Origin of the sequence: Ewingella sp. CoE-038-23 (assembly GCF_040419245.1) — a bacterium.
Taxonomy (GTDB): Bacteria; Pseudomonadota; Gammaproteobacteria; order Enterobacterales; family Enterobacteriaceae; genus Ewingella; species Ewingella allii.
Map to the genome: position 1 here is coordinate 1 of NZ_JAZHOH010000002.1, position 17845 is coordinate 17845.

The 17845-nt window shown below is 56.6% G+C and carries 20 protein-coding genes; 11 read left to right on the top strand and 9 right to left on the bottom strand.

What is annotated here, in order from left to right; translation table 11 throughout:
* Positions 1-216 precede the first annotated feature (216 nt).
* From V2154_RS22325 to V2154_RS22335, 3 genes are all read left to right on the top strand, one after another.
* A complete protein-coding gene (locus V2154_RS22325) occupies positions 217-1515 on the top strand; it encodes an NtaA/DmoA family FMN-dependent monooxygenase (protein WP_353504055.1) in 1299 nt (432 codons plus the stop codon).
* A 157-nt stretch (positions 1516-1672) separates the two neighbouring features.
* Positions 1673-1894, top strand: coding sequence for a putative periplasmic lipoprotein (locus tag V2154_RS22330; RefSeq protein WP_034796191.1), 222 nt, complete (start codon positions 1673-1675; stop codon positions 1892-1894).
* Between the two features lie 132 nt (positions 1895-2026).
* Positions 2027-2248 carry a hypothetical protein gene (locus V2154_RS22335; protein ID WP_353504056.1) on the top strand — a complete coding sequence of 74 codons (222 nt, stop codon included), beginning with the start codon at positions 2027-2029 and terminating at the stop codon, positions 2246-2248.
* Between the two features lie 18 nt (positions 2249-2266).
* On the opposite strand, the gene lldD is transcribed toward V2154_RS22335, so the two are convergent.
* From lldD to V2154_RS22375, 8 genes are all read right to left on the bottom strand, one after another.
* Positions 2267-3412, bottom strand: coding sequence for an FMN-dependent L-lactate dehydrogenase LldD (gene lldD, locus V2154_RS22340; RefSeq protein ID WP_353504057.1), 1146 nt, complete (start codon positions 3410-3412; stop codon positions 2267-2269).
* A gap of 43 nt (positions 3413-3455) precedes the next feature.
* Positions 3456-4691, bottom strand: coding sequence for an L-fucose:H+ symporter permease (gene fucP, locus V2154_RS22345; protein ID WP_353504058.1), 1236 nt, complete (start codon positions 4689-4691; stop codon positions 3456-3458).
* 95 nt (positions 4692-4786) lie between these two features.
* Positions 4787-5131 carry an L-rhamnose mutarotase gene (locus V2154_RS22350; protein ID WP_353504059.1) on the bottom strand — a complete coding sequence of 115 codons (345 nt, stop codon included), beginning with the start codon at positions 5129-5131 and terminating at the stop codon, positions 4787-4789.
* The gene (locus V2154_RS22355) at positions 5128-5904 is read right to left on the bottom strand and encodes an L-fucose dehydrogenase (protein WP_353504060.1); all 777 of its coding nucleotides are present in this window, start codon (positions 5902-5904) and stop codon (positions 5128-5130) included. The genes V2154_RS22350 and V2154_RS22355 overlap by 4 nt, the downstream gene beginning before the upstream one ends.
* A gap of 2 nt (positions 5905-5906) precedes the next feature.
* Positions 5907-6758 (bottom strand): amidohydrolase family protein, encoded by an 852-nt coding sequence (locus V2154_RS22360; RefSeq protein WP_353504061.1) that lies wholly within the window; start codon positions 6756-6758, stop codon positions 5907-5909.
* Positions 6759-6783: 25 nt separating this feature from the next.
* Complete coding sequence (locus V2154_RS22365; RefSeq protein ID WP_353504062.1) at positions 6784-8061, bottom strand: L-fuconate dehydratase; 1278 nt, start codon at positions 8059-8061, stop codon at positions 6784-6786.
* A 20-nt stretch (positions 8062-8081) separates the two neighbouring features.
* On the bottom strand, positions 8082-8924 hold the full coding sequence (locus tag V2154_RS22370) for a fumarylacetoacetate hydrolase family protein (protein ID WP_353504063.1): 843 nt from the start codon (positions 8922-8924) through the stop codon (positions 8082-8084).
* Positions 8925-8966: 42 nt separating this feature from the next.
* Positions 8967-9707, bottom strand: a complete 741-nt coding sequence (locus V2154_RS22375; RefSeq protein ID WP_353504064.1) for an SDR family oxidoreductase — start codon at positions 9705-9707, stop codon at positions 8967-8969.
* 235 nt (positions 9708-9942) lie between these two features.
* Between V2154_RS22375 and V2154_RS22380 the strand changes: the two genes are divergently transcribed.
* The 6 genes from V2154_RS22380 (at position 9943) to uilS (ending at position 15565) form a co-directional block, all read left to right on the top strand.
* Complete coding sequence (locus V2154_RS22380; protein ID WP_034796203.1) at positions 9943-10704, top strand: FadR/GntR family transcriptional regulator; 762 nt, start codon at positions 9943-9945, stop codon at positions 10702-10704.
* A gap of 20 nt (positions 10705-10724) precedes the next feature.
* On the top strand, positions 10725-11150 hold the full coding sequence (locus tag V2154_RS22385) for a thiol-disulfide oxidoreductase DCC family protein (RefSeq protein ID WP_353504065.1): 426 nt from the start codon (positions 10725-10727) through the stop codon (positions 11148-11150).
* Between the two features lie 240 nt (positions 11151-11390).
* Complete coding sequence (locus V2154_RS22390; protein ID WP_353504066.1) at positions 11391-12389, top strand: ROK family protein; 999 nt, start codon at positions 11391-11393, stop codon at positions 12387-12389.
* Positions 12390-12531: 142 nt separating this feature from the next.
* On the top strand, positions 12532-13692 hold the full coding sequence (locus V2154_RS22395) for an MFS transporter (protein ID WP_353504067.1): 1161 nt from the start codon (positions 12532-12534) through the stop codon (positions 13690-13692).
* Positions 13693-13764: 72 nt separating this feature from the next.
* Positions 13765-14580, top strand: a complete 816-nt coding sequence (locus tag V2154_RS22400) for a Cof-type HAD-IIB family hydrolase (RefSeq protein ID WP_353504068.1) — start codon at positions 13765-13767, stop codon at positions 14578-14580.
* 121 nt (positions 14581-14701) lie between these two features.
* Positions 14702-15565 carry a UilS family quorum-quenching N-acyl-homoserine lactonase gene (gene uilS, locus V2154_RS22405; protein WP_353504069.1) on the top strand — a complete coding sequence of 288 codons (864 nt, stop codon included), beginning with the start codon at positions 14702-14704 and terminating at the stop codon, positions 15563-15565.
* Positions 15566-15639: 74 nt separating this feature from the next.
* Here the strand turns inward: uilS and mtr are convergent, their stop codons facing one another.
* Complete coding sequence (gene mtr, locus V2154_RS22410) at positions 15640-16884, bottom strand: tryptophan permease (RefSeq protein WP_353504070.1); 1245 nt, start codon at positions 16882-16884, stop codon at positions 15640-15642.
* Positions 16885-17124: 240 nt separating this feature from the next.
* Between mtr and V2154_RS22415 the strand changes: the two genes are divergently transcribed.
* A complete protein-coding gene (locus tag V2154_RS22415; RefSeq protein ID WP_353504071.1) occupies positions 17125-17418 on the top strand; it encodes an I78 family peptidase inhibitor in 294 nt (97 codons plus the stop codon).
* Positions 17419-17589: 171 nt separating this feature from the next.
* Positions 17590-17814 carry a hypothetical protein gene (locus tag V2154_RS22420; RefSeq protein ID WP_353504072.1) on the top strand — a complete coding sequence of 75 codons (225 nt, stop codon included), beginning with the start codon at positions 17590-17592 and terminating at the stop codon, positions 17812-17814.
* Positions 17815-17845: the final 31 nt, after the last annotated feature.

Genomic DNA, 17845 nt, shown 5'->3' on the forward strand with positions numbered 1-17845 from the left:
AAAACCCATAAGAAATTCACCGAGCAGGAATTTATCCAGTTCGCCGAGAACTACCTTGGGGTGAATATTATATTCTGGACCACCGCCGCCCCTTGGCTGCGCCAGTAAGCGCTCTGATTATCTTATATTGTAGAAAGCTCATGCCTTTTTCTTGGTAGCCAATAAAAAGCCCCGCGCCCTATTTTATAGCTTTGGCTTACCAAAGAAGGGAATACCGTGGCTGGAAACAACAGAAGACGCTTAAAAACGCTGGTGGGGGCGGGAAGTTACCTCTATGCCGCCAACGACACTCGGCCATTACCGGGCATAAAACGCGCCGTTGAGTTGGCACGTAAGGCCGAAGCGCAGAAAATTACCGGGCTGTTTACCGCCGACCTATTGCAAGCCGATCCGGCCGGGTTGTCGGGCACGACGGGCAGTCAGGACCCGCTGATCACGCTGGCGGCGCTCAGTCAGGTGACTGAGCGTATTGGTCTGGTTGCCACGGTATCGACCACCTATCAGCACCCCTATAATCTGGCCCGGCTGGTGGCGACGCTGGACCACGTGAGCGGCGGCCGTGCCGCGTGGAACGCCGTGACCTCCTCGGTGGGCGAAGAGAATTTCGGCGGGACGAACCTGCCAGACCCATCCCAGCGTTATGCCCGCGCGGCAGAGTTTATTGCCGTGCTGAACGCGCTGTTTGACGCCAACGAGACCAGCGCGGTGCAGCGCACGGCGTCCGGCGGCACCAAGATTGACCCGTTAAAGCTGCATCCGGTGAATTTCCACGGCGATTTCTTCCGCGTGCAAGGGCCGCTAAACGTGCCGGTTCCCCCTCAGCGGCGGCCAGTGCAGTTTCAGGCCGGGCAGTCGGAAGAGGGGGTTTCCGTCGGCGCGCGCTATGCCGAAGTGATTTATACCTCGCAGCCAACCTTCGAGGACGCCGTGGCCTTCGTAGAGCAGCTACACCAGCGGGCGCGGGCCTATGGCCGACATGACAACCTGCCGTTTGTGATGAACTCCTTCCATTCGGTGATTGGCGAAAGCGATGCCGACGTGGCGCGCCGACTGCGCGAAAAGCATGAACGCATCGACTACCAGCAGGGCCGGCTCAAGCTGGCCGATATGCTGGGAGGCGAGATTGATTTGAGCGACGTGTCGCTCGACCAGCCACTGCCCGCCAGCCTGTTGCCCGACGTGGCGCAGGTCAATCGCCGTCGCGGCCGCGTCGAGATTTTCAAACGCTTCGCCCAGCAGGGGTTAACCGTGCGTGAGTTGATTATTCAGGCGCAGGAAACCGGCCACTGGTTCAACGCCGGGACGCCGGAACAGCTGGCCGATGCCATTGAAAAACGCTATCACGCGGGCGTGCTGGATGTGATTTCCCTCCACGGCTTGGGCCAGCCCGATCAGGAAGATTTGCTGCTCAACGGCCTGCTGCCCGAGTTGCGAAAACGCCATCTGCTTGACGAGGATTACCTCGGCGATACCTTCCGCGAGAACCTCGAACTGCCGCCGCTTACGCTTTCTTAGCACTTGGCGCAGAGTTCTCGCGGTTGATTGCTGAAACTTTACATTCCAAATAATTTGCAAATATTCCCCGATAATGGCGCGCGACAGATTAGTGGTACAGTCGCGCGATAATCACCCAGCCTGCCATTGCAGAGGGTGACACCATGAAGGGAATACCATGAAAAAATTCATTATCGCTGGGCTATTGGCAACCTTACTGGCGGGCTGCGCCACCAACTCTCCGTGCCCGCCGATGTACGACTCCGAAGGCCGCTTGGTTCACACCAATACCTGTATGAAAGGCACCACGCAGGACAACTGGGATACCGCAGGCGCCGTCGCCGGTGGTGTTGCCGCCGTCGCCGCCGTGACCTTGGGTATTGTTGCCTTAACCAAGTAACCCGAGATCCCGCTCTGCATCACGCCCGCTTATTGCGGGCGTTTTTGTTGGTGCTAAAACAGTCATTTTCGGTCTGGCAATAATGAGAGTAAAAGCGCTAAGCTTGTCAAAAGGACTTAGGAGGAAGTTGCTATGGCTCGCTTAGTGATTGATCTATCAGAAGAGGAACTTCAACGGTTAGATGAGCTGGGAACCTTGTTACAGGTTCCCCGAGATAAGGTTATTCGAAATGCCATCACTGCATTGGCGCGCACCAGCGGCCTGATTCAGAATGACTCAACTTTTGGACTCTGGGCAAACCAGTCGGTCGAAAGCGTTGCCTTTGAAAACCAGAGTCGTGACGAGTGGCGATAATCACTTTGTCTGAATAGGTTAACCAAAACTCCCCGCTACCAAAGAATCTCTACTGATATCGGCGATGGTTTTTGCGCCGGTCAGGGTCATGGCGACGCGCATCTCTTTTTCGATCAATTCCAATAAGTTTATCACCCCGGCTTCGCCCGCGGCGGCGAGGGCGTAGACGAAAGCGCGGCCCAGCAGCACGCTGTCGGCACCGAGGGCAATCATGCGCACCACGTCCAGACCCGTGCGGATACCGGAGTCGGCCAAAATCGTGATATCCCCTTTGACCGCGTCGGCGATGGCAGGCAGGGCGCGAGTGGTGGAGAGCACGCCGTCCAGCTGGCGGCCGCCGTGGTTAGATACGATGATGCCGTCTGCGCCAAATCTCACCGCGTCTTTTGCGTCTTCCGGGTCAAGAATGCCTTTGATGATCATCGGCCCTTTCCAAAATTCGCGGATCCACTCCAAATCCTTCCATGAAATCGACGGGTCGAAGTTGGCGCCTAACCAGCCGATATAGTCCTCAAGGGTGGTGGGTTTGCCGCGATACGCCGAGACATTGCCCAAGTCGTGCGGCTTGCCGTTCAGGCCGACATCCCACGCCCACTGCGGGTGCGTCACGGCTTGCAGAATGCGGCGTGCGGCGGCGTTGGGGCCACTCATGCCGGAATGGGCGTCACGGTAGCGCGCCCCCGGCACCGGCATATCGACGGTGAACACCAGCGTTTTGACCCCCGCCGCCTGCGCGCGCTCCAGCGCATTGCGCATGAATCCACGGTCCTTCAACACATACAGCTGGAACCACATCGGGCGATCGATGGCCGGTGCCACTTCCTCAATCGGGCAAACTGACACGGTGGAGAGAGTGAAAGGGATGCCTTTCTTGGCGGCGGCGCGCGCGGCCTGCACTTCGCCACGCCGGGCGTACATGCCGGTTAACCCCACCGGGGCGAGGATCACCGGCATCGCCAACTGCTCGCCGAACAGCGTGGTAGCGGTGCTCAGTTCCGACATATTGTTAAGGATGCGCTGGCGTAGCGCGATGTCCGCTAGGTCGGCGGTGTTACGGCGTAACGTATGCTCGTTGTAGGCACCACCATCAATATAGTGGAACAGGAAGGGCGGCAGCCTGCGCTGCGCGGCCGCCCGATAGTCAGTTGAAGCAGAAATAATCATAATGGTTCAGCATTCCTTTGGATTTCCCAGCAAGCCGATGCGCTTAACGCGCTCTCTGACGTAAACCATAGACCAGCACCACGGCAAAACAAGCCAGCGGCAGGAGATAGGAGACCGCCGTGTCGTAATGGTCAGCGACCGCGCCCATCAGGTAAGGCATGATTGCCCCGCCGACAATCGCCATGATCATCACCGAGCTGGCGCGTTTGGTCTGCTTGCCCATGTCCTTAACGCCCATGGCGAAGATGGTTGGGAACATGATCGACATAAAGAAGAACACCGCCACCAGCGCGATCACCGAGACATTATCGATCCCCGCCACCACGATGCCGCACAGCACAATATTAATGATGGCGTAAATCACCAGTAGGGTGGCGGGGCGCACAAAGCCCATCAGCCAGGTGCTGAAGAAGCGGCCGATCATGAAGCTCACCAGCCCGATAGACAGCAGATAAGAGGCATTCTGGTTCGACAACGTGTGCCAGTGCTCGGTGGTGTAGTTGATGAAGAACGCGCCGACGCCAACCTGTGCCGCCACGTAGAAGAACTGTGCAATTACGCCGCCGGTGAAGTGGCCGTGCTGCCACAGACCTTTTTCCACGCCGCTGGCCTGCTGAGATGCAGAGCCACTCTCGCGAATATCCGGCAGCTTGGTGCGGCCAAACAGCAGGGCAATCAGCAGCACCAGTACGGCGATGGCGACATAGGTCACTTTCACCGAATCGAGGCTTTCTGACGCCGGGCCTTGGGTGGCGCTAAAGAACAGCGAACCGCCGATGATTGGCCCAACGAACTGGCCCAAGCCATTAAAGGATTGCGCTAAATTCAGGCGGCGTTCGGCCCCCGCAGGCTCACCCAGCACGGTGGCATAAGGGTTGGCGGCGGTTTCCAGACAGCCCAGGCCTAATGCGATCACGAACAGCGCCAGCAGGAACATGGTGAAACTGCTGGCACTGGCGGCAGGCACAAACAGCAGCGCGCCGAGGGCATAGAGGCACAGACCCACTAAGATGCCCGCCTTGTAGCCATATCTGTCCATAAAGAAACCGGCGGGCAGGGCGATGACGAAGTAAGCGCCGAAGTAAGCCGCCTGTAGCAGACCGGACTGGGCTTTATTGACGTGCAGCACTTCCTGAAAATGCTTATTCAGCACGTCGAGCAGGCCGTAGGACAAGCCCCAGAGGAAGAACAGCGTGGTGACCAGCATAAAGGCCAGCCGGAATCCGGAGGCCGCTTTTTGCCCTGCATAAGCAGGGTTTTCGGTTTTATTGGCGAGCATGGTTAATTCCTTGATATCTGGTTGCAGGGTTTGTTTCAGCACGGGGCTGGTTTTTTATGTCAGATAACTTGAAAAACAATCTCTTAGGTTACGAGCTAGGGCTGGTCTGAAAGCGCAAAAATTCGCTTCAGCTCGACCCACTTTTCACCTGCGGGCGTCCATGGCGTGGGGCGCTGATACTTCCACATCAGCTGTTCCCATTCGCAGATTTTTGGGTTCTCCTGACTGCGAAGGGCGAACTGCTCGCCGTCGAAGTCATCCGTGGTGTCCATCACCATAAATAGCCGGTTGCCCAGCTGGTAAATCTCCATCTCTACAATGCCGTGCTGGCGCAGATGTTCGGCGACCTCCGGCCAGATGCGCTGATGGTGCTGCTGATATTCGGCAATTAGCTGGGGGTCATCGACCAGATCCAGGGCCTGACAGAAGCGGCGGCTCATGTCAGCGCCCGATCAAGGTGGGTGTAGCCGCCGTCGACCGACAGCCACTGGCCGGTGGTGTGCGAGGCGCGGGACGAGAGCAGGAACACCACGGTATTGGCGATTTCCTGCGGCGTGGTCATGCGCTGGCCGAGGGGGATATGCGACGTAATTTGGCTCAGCTTTTCTTCAGGCTTATCAAAGCTTTTAATCCAGCGCTCATACAGCGGAGTCATCACCTCGGCGGGGATCACCGCGTTGACGCGAATGCCGTCTTTGAGCAGCGCGGCCGCCCATTCGCGGGTCAGCCCCAGCACCCCGCCCTTGGCAGAGGCATAACCGCTGGTGTTGCCTTGCCCGGTCAGCGCCGTTTTGGAGCTGATATTGACGATGGCTCCGCGACTGGCGCGCAGCGCCTCAAGGCTGAGGTGGGCCATCAGGTAGTAGTGGATCAGGTTCTGCTCCAGCGAGCGCACAAAGGCTTCGCGCCCGGCTTCTAGCCCCACGCTGTCATTGGCTCCGGCGTTGTTCACCAGGCCGTCGATGCTGCCATAGCGGGTCAACACCTCTTTTACCGCCTTCGTGCAGCTAGCTTCGTCGCGCAGCTCGGTGAGCACAAAACTGGCCTGTGGCTGAAACTGTTGCAGCTGGTGCATCAGCTCGTTGGCCGGTTCGGTATTGCTGATGATCACCGGAATGGCCCCTTCTTCGGCCAGAGTCAGCGAAATGGCGGCCCCAATGCCGGAGCCACCGCCGGTGACGATCACCACTTTGTTGTCGAGATGCAGGTTCATGGTTACTCCAAAAATGCGTTTTGCAGGTTGTACAGGCGGTAAGCGTTACCACCGAAAATGGCGTCCTGCTGGTCACGACTTAGCGCGGCGGTGGCCCGTTGGCACAGGGTTAGCGCGTCTTCGTAGCTCCCCGCGAGCAGGCAGACCGGCCAGTCGGAGCCAAACAGCAGGCGCTCGGGGCCGAAGGCGTCCAGCGCCACCTCAAAATAGGGCAGTAGGTCGTTGGCCGTCATGCCCGCCGGGCGCGGCTCGGTTAACAGGCCGGAGAGCTTACAGCTGACGTGCTCCAGCTTGGCAAACGGCGCAATCTGCTGCGCCCAGTGGCCCACGCCTCGGCTGAGATCAGGCTTACCGAAATGGTCCAGAATCACTGGGTGCTGGTCATGGCGCGCCGCGAACTGCGCGCCTTCGTGCAGATGGCGATGGGTCACCAGCAGCTCATACACATAGCCGTGCTGTTGCAGCTGGCGAATCCCGCGATTCACCGCGCCGTCGCGCAGCCACGCCGCCGGGTCGGCTTCGTCCTGCACCTGATGGCGAATGCCGCGCAGCAGCGGATGGTCCAGCTGTTCGAGCTGTACTCCAAGCTCTGGCGAAGCCACGTCCACCCAGCCAACCACGCCTTTCACGAAAGCCGCGTGCTCGGCAATCTCCAGCAGCCAGCGCGTTTCCTCGAGGCATGAACAGGCTTGAACCACCACCGAAGCCTGAATTTCGTGACGTTGTAACGCTGGTGCCAGCTGTTCAGGCAGTAAATCCTGCTTCAGCTCCGCCATGTCGTCGCTTATCCAGCGATAATCTCGCGGCGTGTAGCGCCAAAAGTGCTGGTGGGCATCGATTTTCGGCTGGCTCATCGCGTCTGCTCCTAAAGCTGTGCCATCAGGCGTGGTGGCGATATTGGTCGATAGACGCCTGATGCATCTCGATAGAGAAGCCCGGCGCTTGCGGCGGCATATAGGCCGCGCCCCTGATGTCGCAAGGGTGGACAAAGTGCTCGTGCAGGTGATCAACGTACTCAATCACCCGGCCTTCGTGGGTACCGGCGATGCAGAGATAGTCGATCATCGATAAATGCTGCACGTATTCGCACAGTCCGACGCCGCCCGCGTGTGGGCATACCGGCAGGTTGTACTTGGCGGCCATCAGCATCACCGCCAGCACCTCGTTGACGCCGCCCATGCGGCAGGCGTCAATCTGCACCACGTCGATGGCTTCGCGCATAATGAACTGTTTAAACATGATGCGGTTCTGGCACATTTCGCCGGTGGCGACTTTCACCGGAGCCACGCCTTGGCGAATTTTGCGATGTCCCTCGATGTCATCCGGGCTGGTGGGTTCTTCGATAAACCACGGCTTGGCGAAGGCCAGCGCGTTGACCCACGGAATGGCGTCGTTGGTTTCCCACACCTGATTGGCGTCAATCATCAGCTTGCGGTCTGGGCCGATCACATCACGGGCGATGCGCACGCGGCGAATGTCGTCTTCTAAATCGCGGCCGACTTTCAGCTTCAAATAATCAAAACCGGCGTCCACCGCTTCTTGGCACAGGCGGCGCAGCTTGTCGTCGGGATAGCCCAGCCAGCCTGCCGACGTGGTGTAGCACGGGTAGCCTTCGGCCAGCAGCTTCTCGACGCGCTGCGCCTTGTTGTCGGCGCGCTGTTGCAGCAGCGTTAGGGCCTCCTGCGGCGTGATGCAGTCGGTGATGTAGCGGAAGTCGATGCAGCGCACCAGCTCCTCTGGCGACATGTCGGCCACCAGTTTCCACAGCGGTTTGCCTTCGGCTTTGCTCCATAGATCCCATACCGCGTTGACCACCGCGCCGGTCGCCAGATGAATCGCACCCTTGTCCGGCCCAATCCAGCGCAGTTGGCTGTCACTGGTGAATTCCCGCCAGAAAGCACCCATATTGGCAGTAATGGCAGCCAGATCGCGGCCAATCACCAAATGCTGCAACGCGTTAATGGCAGCGCAGCAGATCTCATTGCCGCGCCCGATAGTAAAGGTCAGGCCGTGTCCTGACAGCGACGGATTATCTGTTTCTAAAATGACATAAGCCGCCGAGTAGTCCGGGTCCGGATTCATGGCGTCCGAGCCGTCGAGTGCCAGCGAAGTCGGGAAGCGAATATCTTCAACACGTAATGCCGTGATGGTGGTCATGAGTGACAACTCCTTAAAATTTACGCTTGCACCGTTTTCTGGCGCTGTTCGCCGAGGCCTTCAATCCCCAGATGCATCACTTGTCCTGCTCTCAGGTAGACCGGTGGCTTTTGCCCTAACCCGACGCCCGGCGGAGTGCCGGTAGAGATAATGTCGCCCGGCTGTAAACTCATGAAACGGCTGAGGTAACTGACGATTTTCGGCACTTTGAAAATCATGGTGCGGGTGTTGCCGTTCTGGTATCGCTTGCCGTCCACTTCCAGCCAAAGGTTAAGCTGGTGCGGGTCGGGGATCTCGTCGGCGGTCACCAGCCATGGGCCAATAGGGCCAAAGGTGTCGCAGCCTTTACCTTTGTCCCAGGTGCCGCCGCGCTCGATTTGGAATTCACGCTCGGAAACGTCGTTAATCACGCAATAGCCCGCCACGTGTGACAGAGCGTCGGCCTCGCTGATGTAGCGGCCGCCTTTACCAATCACCACGCCCAGCTCCACTTCCCAGTCGGTTTTCACCGAGTCGCGGGGGATTTCCACATCATCATTTGGCCCGACAATCGAGCTGGTCCATTTGCTGAAAATCACCGGCTCCTTCGGGATGTCGGCGCCGGTTTCTGCGGCGTGGTCGGCATAGTTCAGGCCGATGCAGATGAACTTGCCGACGCTGCCAATACAAGCACCGAGGCGCGGGTTGCCCTCAACCAGCGGCAGGCTATTGATGTCCAGATGGCGCAACTTATTGAGTGAAGCGGGCAACAGGGCGTCGCCGCCGATGTCGCTCACCTGAGCCGATAAATCGCGGATCTTGCCGTTGTTGTCCAGAATGGCCGGGCGCTCTTTACCTGCCGGGCCGTAGCGTAATAATTTCATGCCAAAATCCTTCTAATTGAATGTGTTACCAAGGCGCGAAGATCAGTTGCTCCAGCCGCCATCAATGATTTGCACTGTGCCAGTGGTGTAGGAGCTGGCGTCTGAGGCCAGATACAGCGCCAGTTGGGCGATTTCTTCGGTTTTGCCGATGCGGCCAATTGGCTGGCGCGCCACAAAGGCTTTGTAAACTTCTTCCTCGCTGCGCCCTTCGGCTTCGGCCTGAGCGGCAATGCGCTGGCGCAGAGAAGGGGATTCGACGGTTCCAGGGCAGATAGCGTTACAGCGAATGCCCTGCGTGACGTAGTCGGCGGCGACCGAGCGCGTCAGGCCAATCACCGCGGCCTTGGTGGCGCTGTAGGCGAAACGGTTTGGCACGCCCTTGATGCTTGAGGCCACGGAAGACATGTTGATGATTGAGCCGGTTTGGCGCTCGAGCATGGCAGGCAGGAAGGCGCGGATCATGTGGAACATGGCGCTGACGTTGAGATCCAACGCGAACTGCCAATCGCGCTCGGTGCAGCTGAGAATGTCGCCGCTGTGTACCACGCCCGCGCAGTTGAACAGCACGTCCACCGGGCCGATTTTTTCGGCAACCTGGCTGATAGCCTGTGGGCTGGTCACGTCAAGGATGTGGGGCTGAATCCCATTGATGCCGTGAAGCTGGTCGATATTGATGTCGGTGGCGAAAACCTGCGCCCCCTGTTTGGCAAAAAGGTTGGCGGTGGTGAAGCCAATGCCTTGTCCCGCTGCGGTGATCAGCACTTTTTTCCCGGTCAGATCCATGATTTCTCCGAAGACGATGTGGTGAATTTAGGTCTAATGGTCAGGCCATTGAAGGCGAAAAAAACGGGTCAAGTCAGGCTCTTTTTGCTATCTTTTTGCTAAAATACCAGCCAGAGTGCAACTTAAAACGCCTTTTCATTTAACTAGTTTTTTACATGCATAAAACAATTCAGCAAGATTTTTGTCCCATAAATGTTAGCTGAATCACTTAATTTAAAATGACTTCAGGTGTCCGATGCCGATAAAAAAATTAGAAAATCCTCGTATTTACAGGCAGATAGCTGATCAACTGAAAACCTTAATTGATAATAAAGAATTTCCACCCGGCAGCCGCCTGCCCGCCGAGCGCGAACTGGCCAGCCAGTTACAGGTCAGCCGCGCCTCCGTGCGTGAAGCGCTGATCGCGCTGGAAGTTATCGGTTTGGTGGACGTTAAGGTGGGAAATGGCGTGATCGTCCGCGAACAGCCAGCAACTGTGCAGCAACCTACCCAAGAGCCGGTAATGGCTCAGGCGGGGCGCAACCAGTGGGCGGATGTCGACGATGAGCTGAATATCGAGCTGGATTTCACCGCCGAGCTGCCGCCATTTTCACTGTTACAGACCAGAAGATTGATCGAACCTGAAACAGCCGCGCTGGCGGCAAGATACGCGTCTGATGAGGAGTTGGCGGGTATCAGGCAGGCATATGAGCAGAACTGCCGCGATAATCGCCAAGGTTCAGCGACCCATCCCGGTGACCGTTTGTTTCATATTCGCATCGCGCAGGCTAGCGGAAACCCGGCCTATGCTTTTATCATTGCTCATCTGCTCGGACATCGTTATGGCACTATGTTCCGCGGGCTACAGTTGCACTATACGCCGCAGGACATGCCGCATCGTTCGGAAGTCGAGCATCTGGCTATTCTGACGGCTCTTGAAGCGCGCGATACCCGCGCCGCGAAAAAGGCGATGAAAGAACATCTGGACGCGGTGATCGCCATTTTTGGTCGCGGCTAACAGACTTACTGGAGCACAGCATGCGCGGCAATCCCCCTTATATTCAGCCCGGTGACCGGATAGTGATTTTCGACGGCACCTGCAAATTGTGCATCGGCTGGGTCAATTTCCTGATTCGCCATGACCGACACCGTACGGTGCGCATGGTGCCGGTGCAGTCGGAAAAGGGCAAAGCGCTGTTTGTCTGGTCCGGGCTGCCGGCTGACAAGATCAACACCATCGTGTTGATTGATAAGGGAGAAGTGTTCCTGCGCTCCGAGGCGATTTTCCGCGCCATGAGTGGTTTACCCGCGCCCTGGCGCTGGATGGGATTATTGCGCATTTTCCCGCAATCCTTCCGCGACATGTGTTACAACCGCATCGCTATCAACCGTTACCGGCTGTTTGGCCGTTACGATGCAGTACAGAAACTCGATGCTGACCACGCTCAGCGCTTTTTGGATTAGGGATACCGGCGGTTCTACATGGCGGGTTATTAGCCACCCGCGTGAAATGTCGGTACAAATGGCGGTACAAATGTCGGTAGAAAAGTCGCCGTATCGTCGAACGTAATGTTAAAGTCCTGCAAGAAAAGGGGCTGTTGACCCGCGTTGGCCCCACCAAGAACGGCGTGTGGCGCGTGGTGTAATCCCTTTCGGCTCAATGAATTAACTTCTATCCTGCTCACTCCCGGTCTATGAGGCGTTATGAATACCCCAGTTACCCGCACAACTCGCGAAATCAAAAAGCACAACGTGGTGCTGGTGATTAATGCCTTAAAAGCGCTGACGTCGGCGACCAAGGCCGAGTTGGCGGCGCACACCGGGTTGAGCATTGCCACCTGTGGCACGGTGCTCAATGAACTCTGCCTGACGGGAGAGGTGATGGCGCTGGCGCAGGACGTTTCCAGCGGCGGGCGTCCGGCCCAGCGTTTCGCCTGTGACCCAAGCTTCTTCTCATTGCTCAGCCTGTACGTCGAAGGCACGACCGAGCAGAGCCGCATCGTGGTGTCGGTTTGCTCGGCTTTGGGCGAGGTGCTGGAGCAGTGGGATAAGCACTTTGAATTCCTCACATTGGCGCAGTTCACTGACACCATTAGCGAGGCGATTGGCCGCCACCCGGCGATCCGCGCGATGGGCATTGGCCTGCCCGGCGTTGTCTCCCAAGGCGAAGTATTAGCCTGCGATATTCCGCTGTTCGAAGGGGTGAAGCTGACCGAGCAGCTGCGCCAGCAGTTCGGCATTTTTGTCGAGGCGGCAAATGACATGAACTACAGCGCCTGGGGCTTTTACCGCAACAGTTGCCCGCATGAGCAAGCGCCGCTGGCCTATATTCTGCAACCTGAGCAGCACTGTACCGGCTGCGGGGTGGTGATTAATGGACAGGTGTTGCAGGGTGCCAGCCACTTTGCCGGAGAAGTTTCATTCTTGCCGGTGCCGCAGGGCAATGACGTGCCGATTATCACCAAAATGGTCAATCTGGTCAGGTCACTGGTGGCGGTGATTAACCCCGCAACGATTGCGATTTCTGGCGCGCAAATCTCTCCCGAGGTGATTACTGAAGTCGGCCGCCAATGCCTGCTGACTATCCCTCCACAGCACATGCCCCAGCTGGTGTATCGCCAATCGATTCAGTCAGATTACCTAACCGGCATTGCCGAACTGACGCTGGCGAACTTTCAGCGGCAGCGCATCTTCGCTGACTAATTTCATTTCTTTACCTTCACGGTAGTTGACAATATTTCAGCATAGCCTGTAGATTAACCACTTATTAAAAGACTTTTAATAAGTGGTGGTGATTTCCTTTTCGCGCCCTATTTTCCCTCTGAATACACGTGAGTAACGCTTGATGTCACTGCAAATTGCGACTTCCATTACTGACTCTCCCGTCAATCGTCTGGCGACGCGGGCTATCTTCTTTGTTACCGGTTTGGCGATGGGCCTGTGGGCCGCGCTGGTGCCTTATGCCCAAGTGCGCACGCAAGCGGAGGCGGGAGATCTCGGCCTGCTGCTGCTCTGTTTGGGCAGTGGTTCCCTTCTGGCGATGTTCGGCTCCGGGCGACTGATTGGCCGTTTTGGCTGCCGTTCGATGATTGTGATTGGCATTGCGCTGTTTTGCCTGATGCTGCCGCCGCTTGCGGTTTTGAGCGATATCCGCCTGCTGGCGCTGTCACTGTTTATCTTTGGCATGGGCATCGGCTTAACCGACGTGGCAATGAACGTGCAGGGCACGCTGATTGAGCAAGCGTCCGACAAACCTCTGATGTCGGGTTTCCACTGTTTGTACAGCGTCGGCGGCATTGCCGGGGCGGGCGGCGGCGCGCTGCTGCTCAGTGCTGGGCTGCCGCCGTTACACAGCACCGGCTACGCCGTGGCGCTGGTGGTGCTGATCACCGCCTTGTTCTTTAACCGACTGCTACCCACCGGTGGCAACGAAAACGCCTCTCATGAACCGGGGCGCAAGGCGCGACCTAACTTCCGCCTGATCCTAATGGCGCTGATGGCGATGATCTGCTTTATGGGCGAAGGCGCGGTGCTCGACTGGGGCGGAGTGTTTCTGACTCAGGACCGCGCGCTGGCGCTGGAACACGCGGGCTGGGGCTACGCCATCTTTGCTATCACCATGTCGATTATGCGTTTAACCGGCGACGCGGTGGTGAAGAAGCTGGGTCGCAAAAAGGTGCTGGTGTTTGGCGCACTGCTGGGCATTGCGGGCTACCTGCTGGTGGTGCTCGCGCCGGGCTGGAGTAACGCGCTGATTGGCTTCGCGCTGGTAGGGATTGGCGTCGCTAACATTGTACCAGTGCTTATCACGCTGGCCGGGCAAGAGAAGGTGATGCCGGTCAATATGTCGGTCGCGATGGTCGCCACGCTGGGCTATCTCGGGGTGCTGGCCGGTCCAGCATTTATCGGCTTCGTGGCCCATCTTTCCAGCCTGACCGCGGCTTTCGCCATGATGGCGGCACTGTTTATCGTCATCAGCCTTGGGGCTTATAAACTGAAATACTGATTTTTTCTGAGTGGCATGGTGCCAGCCAGTACGAGGGTACTGGCTTTTTTTTCACAAACTTGGGGAGTTAACATGGCAGTTAAGCTTATCGCCGTCGATATGGACGGGACCTTTTTGAATGAACATGGCGACTACAATCGCCCGCGCTTTGCCCAGCAGTACGCCGAGTTGCAGAGCAGGGGGATCAAGTTTGTGGTCGCCAGCGGCAACCAGTATTACCAGTTAAAAACCTTCTTCGATGAGCTGGATAAAGATATCGCCTATGTCGCCGAAAACGGTGCCTACGTGGTGGACAAACAGCAGCAGATTTACTGCGGGCAGATGCCTCAAGAGCAGATAACGCGGGTGCTGGATTTCATCAGCCAGATTGATTACCTGCAAGTGGTGGTGTGCGGCAGAAACGGCGCGTACATGCTCAATTCCTTTGGCGATGCCTTCTTCAAGAAGATGAGCCGCTACTACTTCCGCCTCAACCGCATCAGCGATTACGGGCAGATTGACGACGTGATTTTCAAGTTTGCTTTGGAAATGTCGCAAGACCATTTGCCGCAGTTGATGAAAGAGGTGCAGCAGGCGCTGGGCGACATCGTCACGCCGGTTTCCAGCGGCCACGGCTCAGTGGATTTGATTATTCCGGGCAACCACAAGGCCAACGGTTTGAAGAAGATCCAGGCGATTTATGGCGTGGAAGATGCCGAAGTGATGGCCTTCGGCGACGGCGGCAATGATTTAGAAATGCTGAAAACCGCCGGTTATGGCTTCGCGATGCAAAACGGCCAGCCTGCGGTGTTTACTCACGCCAAATTTCGCGCGGGTTTGAATAGCGAGGAAGCCGTGTTGCAGGTGATTGATGATTGTCTGGAAGGGCGTGGGGTGTTTGCCGGTTAATCGGCAGGGTTGGGCGGTTGATGAAATATTCTGTAGTAATCAAGTCAGAATTAGCCTCTTGTTTCCAAGCTAATTTTGTTGATATACAACGGGCTCCTTTCGTACCAATAAGGTAGTTCAGGTGAAAATTTCAAAATATAAAACCGCAGACGACATCGCTGTTACGCTTCATGCACCCCAAACCGGTGAAAATTTACCCGCCATTCTTCTTTGCCACGGCTTTTGCGGTATTCAGGAAATCCTCTTGCCTGCATTCGTGAAAGCCTTTGTTGACGCGGGCTTTGCCGCCGTCACCTTCGACTATCGCGGCTTTGGTGCCAGCGGCGGCGAGAAAGGCCGTTTAGTGCCTGAAATGCAGATAGCCGATATCCTCACCGTGCTTGGCACGCTGCAAGACGAAAGCATCATCGACAGCCAGCGCATTGGCCTGTGGGGCACCAGCTTTGGTGGCTGCCACGTGATGGCTGCCGCCGCGCAGGCGGGTGATCGCGTGAAAGCCGTGGTGAGCCAGCTGGGCTTCGCCGACGGTGAAAACGTGGTGACCGGGACGATGTCGCCGGAAGATAAGGCGGGCTTTATCGCCACGCTGGAAAAAATGAATGATAAGAAGTTGGCCACCGGCAAAGAGATGATGGTTTCCATCACTAAAGTGCTGAGCGACGACGAGTCCAAAGCCTTCTTCGAAGAGAATAAAACCCAGTATCCAGCGATGGATATCAAGATCCCATTCCTGACCGTGCGCGAAACCCTGCGCTACAAGCCCGCCGACCACGCCGCCAAAGTCACCTGTCCGGTGCTGGTGATGGTTGCCGAGCAGGACAAGGTTAACCCGCCGGAGCAGGGCATCGACCTGTACCACGCGCTGACCACTGCCGAGAAAAAGCTCTACGTTGAGCAGGGCGCGAAGCACTACGACTTCTACTCTGGCGAGCACTTCACGCCGGTAGTCGCCGAGCAAACCGCGTGGTTTAAACGCTGGCTATAAGCTGCCGTGGTTGAGCATTTAATCAAAAAAACCGCCGATAAAGGCGGTTTTTTATGGCCGACAGTAAACTACTTTTAACGGTATACCGGCAGCCAGTTGAGGCTGGAGAGGATATGCACCGTGGCGTTGAGCACGCCAAACAGCAGCACTAAAACAATCATCGCCTTGCCACCCCAGACGCGATAACGCGGGCTGCCAAAACGCTGGCGCGAGGCTCTGGCCATCAGCGCCGGGACAATCACCGCCCAGACGGTTGCCGCTAAACCGGCGAATCCTATGGCGTAGATAAAGCCGTCAGGGTAGATCACGCCGCCAATGATTGGCGGGACGAAGGTGATCAGCGCGGTTTTAAAGCGTCCGGTTTTGCTGTCATCAAACTTGAACAGGTCGGCCAAATAGTCAAACAGCCCCAGCGTCACCCCAAGGAAGGAACAGGCCACGGCGAAGTTGGAGAAGATGGTCAGCAGTAAATCCAGCCCGGCGCTGTTCAGCACTTGGCTCAGCGACTGCACCAACACGTCAATATTGCCGCCGCGCTCGGCGATGCCGATAAACTCAGGGCGGGGGATATTGCCCATGGTGCCAAGCATCCAAATCACGTACAGACCCAGCGCCATCAGGGTGCCGAGCAGCACGCACTTCTGGATGGTTTTCGGGTCCTTACCGTAGTACTTCATCAGGCTCGGCACATTGCCGTGATAGCCAAACGACGCCAGACAGAAGGGCAGCGTGGCTAAGAGGTAAGGCAGGTAGCTGGGGTTCACTTCCACACTATTGAGCAGATTGACCGGCTTGATGTGCCACAGCAAACTGCCGAACGTCAGGAAGAAGGCGATAATTTTGGCACCCAGCACGATGGCCGTCATGCGGCTTACCGCGCGAGTACTCAGCCAGACAATAAAGGCCACCGCCAGCGCGGTGAGCAGGCCGCCCAGACGCGGGGAGAAGCTGACGGACATTTCGCGCAAGGTATGCTGGATCACCGAGCCGCTGGCCGAGATATAGGCGTAGGTCAGAATGTATAGCACGAAGGCGATGGTGATGCCGTTGATGCGATTCCACGCGTTGCCCAGCAGGTCTTTGGTCACGGTATTGAAACTGGAGCCAATAGGGTAATTCAGGTTGGCTTCAAGGATCATCAAACCCGAGTGCAGCATGCAGAACCAGGTGAAAACCAGCGCGGCCACTGACCAGAAAAACCAGGCACCGGACATCACGACGGGAAGAGAAAACATGCCTGCGCCAATGATGGTGCCGCCAATAATCATTGCGCCACCCATCACAGAACGGGAGGAAGTGTCGACGGACTGCGTCGCCATGGTGCGGTTCCTTATGCAAAAACAGAGCGCTATAAAATGTTATTTCCACGGCAATTCGCCGGTGGAATATCGCGTTAAGCGCCGCAATATAGTGCATAACTCACCAAATGTACATTGTGAACTAGTTCAGTGATACGGCATTTCACCAGAACTTTTCATGGATTTTCCTATGGACTGCGCCAATGTGTATGTCTAAATTCATTGGGTGAATTTATTTTTTCAAACCTTGGGTCTTTTATAATGAAAATCAAACTATTGCTCGTCGCTTCTCTGGCTACTTTCGCACTGACTGCCTGTCAAAACCACGCGGAAACCGCAAAGCAGGAGGACGCTGTACAACAGCCGGACACCTGTAACGCGGCATCTTTTAAATATTTAATCGGCAAACCTTCCTCTACGCTGGACGGCATGCGCTTCGCCAAACCTATGCGCCTCATCACGCCGGGCACGGCGGTAACCATGGACTTCAATCCTGAGCGTTTGAATATCATGGCTGATGAGAAGGGCGTGATCACCAGCTTGCACTGCTCTTAAAAGTAAAACCACTCTCCCGGGTGACACCTGAGATCTTATAGGCTGCCCCAGCGCAAGCAAAGGGGGATTGCGCTATGCGTTAATGAATTGGATGAGAACCAGTAAGGAAAGAACGTGAATGAGCGTTGACTGATGTCAACACTGTGTTTAAAGTACATTCATCGGAGGCCAATGAAGGCACGTCCTAATAAACATATTCAAGCAGCCATTGAATATGCCTTAACACGAGGCTGGGTTTGGGTGGCACCGGGTAGCTCGGCGCACTGTTTTTGTAAGTTGCGCTGCGGAAATCCCTTATGTGACCATCGGGACCATGCAATGAGTATATGGTCGACGCCGAAAAGTGCTGCAAACCACGCTCACCAAATAGTGCGCATGGTAAACCGCTGCTCTTAATTGCATATCGTAGTGAGGGCGAGAACTTCGC

Bases quoted from the DNA above. Each gene is read 5' to 3' on its own strand.
- V2154_RS22330 (WP_034796191.1), top strand. From the start codon at position 1,673: ATGAAAAAATTCATTATCGCTGGGCTATTGGCAACCTTACTGGCGGGC.
- V2154_RS22335 (WP_353504056.1), top strand. From the start codon at position 2,027: ATGGCTCGCTTAGTGATTGATCTATCAGAAGAGGAACTTCAACGGTTA.
- lldD (WP_353504057.1), bottom strand. From the start codon at position 3,412: ATGATTATTTCTGCTTCAACTGACTATCGGGCGGCCGCGCAGCGCAGG.
- fucP (WP_353504058.1), bottom strand. From the start codon at position 4,691: ATGCTCGCCAATAAAACCGAAAACCCTGCTTATGCAGGGCAAAAAGCG.
- V2154_RS22350 (WP_353504059.1), bottom strand. From the start codon at position 5,131: ATGAGCCGCCGCTTCTGTCAGGCCCTGGATCTGGTCGATGACCCCCAG.
- V2154_RS22355 (WP_353504060.1), bottom strand. From the start codon at position 5,904: ATGAACCTGCATCTCGACAACAAAGTGGTGATCGTCACCGGCGGTGGC.
- V2154_RS22360 (WP_353504061.1), bottom strand. From the start codon at position 6,758: ATGAGCCAGCCGAAAATCGATGCCCACCAGCACTTTTGGCGCTACACG.
- V2154_RS22365 (WP_353504062.1), bottom strand. From the start codon at position 8,061: ATGACCACCATCACGGCATTACGTGTTGAAGATATTCGCTTCCCGACT.
- V2154_RS22370 (WP_353504063.1), bottom strand. From the start codon at position 8,924: ATGAAATTATTACGCTACGGCCCGGCAGGTAAAGAGCGCCCGGCCATT.
- V2154_RS22375 (WP_353504064.1), bottom strand. From the start codon at position 9,707: ATGGATCTGACCGGGAAAAAAGTGCTGATCACCGCAGCGGGACAAGGC.
- V2154_RS22380 (WP_034796203.1), top strand. From the start codon at position 9,943: ATGCCGATAAAAAAATTAGAAAATCCTCGTATTTACAGGCAGATAGCT.
- V2154_RS22385 (WP_353504065.1), top strand. From the start codon at position 10,725: ATGCGCGGCAATCCCCCTTATATTCAGCCCGGTGACCGGATAGTGATT.
- V2154_RS22390 (WP_353504066.1), top strand. From the start codon at position 11,391: ATGAATACCCCAGTTACCCGCACAACTCGCGAAATCAAAAAGCACAAC.
- V2154_RS22395 (WP_353504067.1), top strand. From the start codon at position 12,532: ATGTCACTGCAAATTGCGACTTCCATTACTGACTCTCCCGTCAATCGT.
- V2154_RS22400 (WP_353504068.1), top strand. From the start codon at position 13,765: ATGGCAGTTAAGCTTATCGCCGTCGATATGGACGGGACCTTTTTGAAT.
- mtr (WP_353504070.1), bottom strand. From the start codon at position 16,884: ATGGCGACGCAGTCCGTCGACACTTCCTCCCGTTCTGTGATGGGTGGC.
- V2154_RS22415 (WP_353504071.1), top strand. From the start codon at position 17,125: ATGAAAATCAAACTATTGCTCGTCGCTTCTCTGGCTACTTTCGCACTG.
- V2154_RS22420 (WP_353504072.1), top strand. From the start codon at position 17,590: ATGAAGGCACGTCCTAATAAACATATTCAAGCAGCCATTGAATATGCC.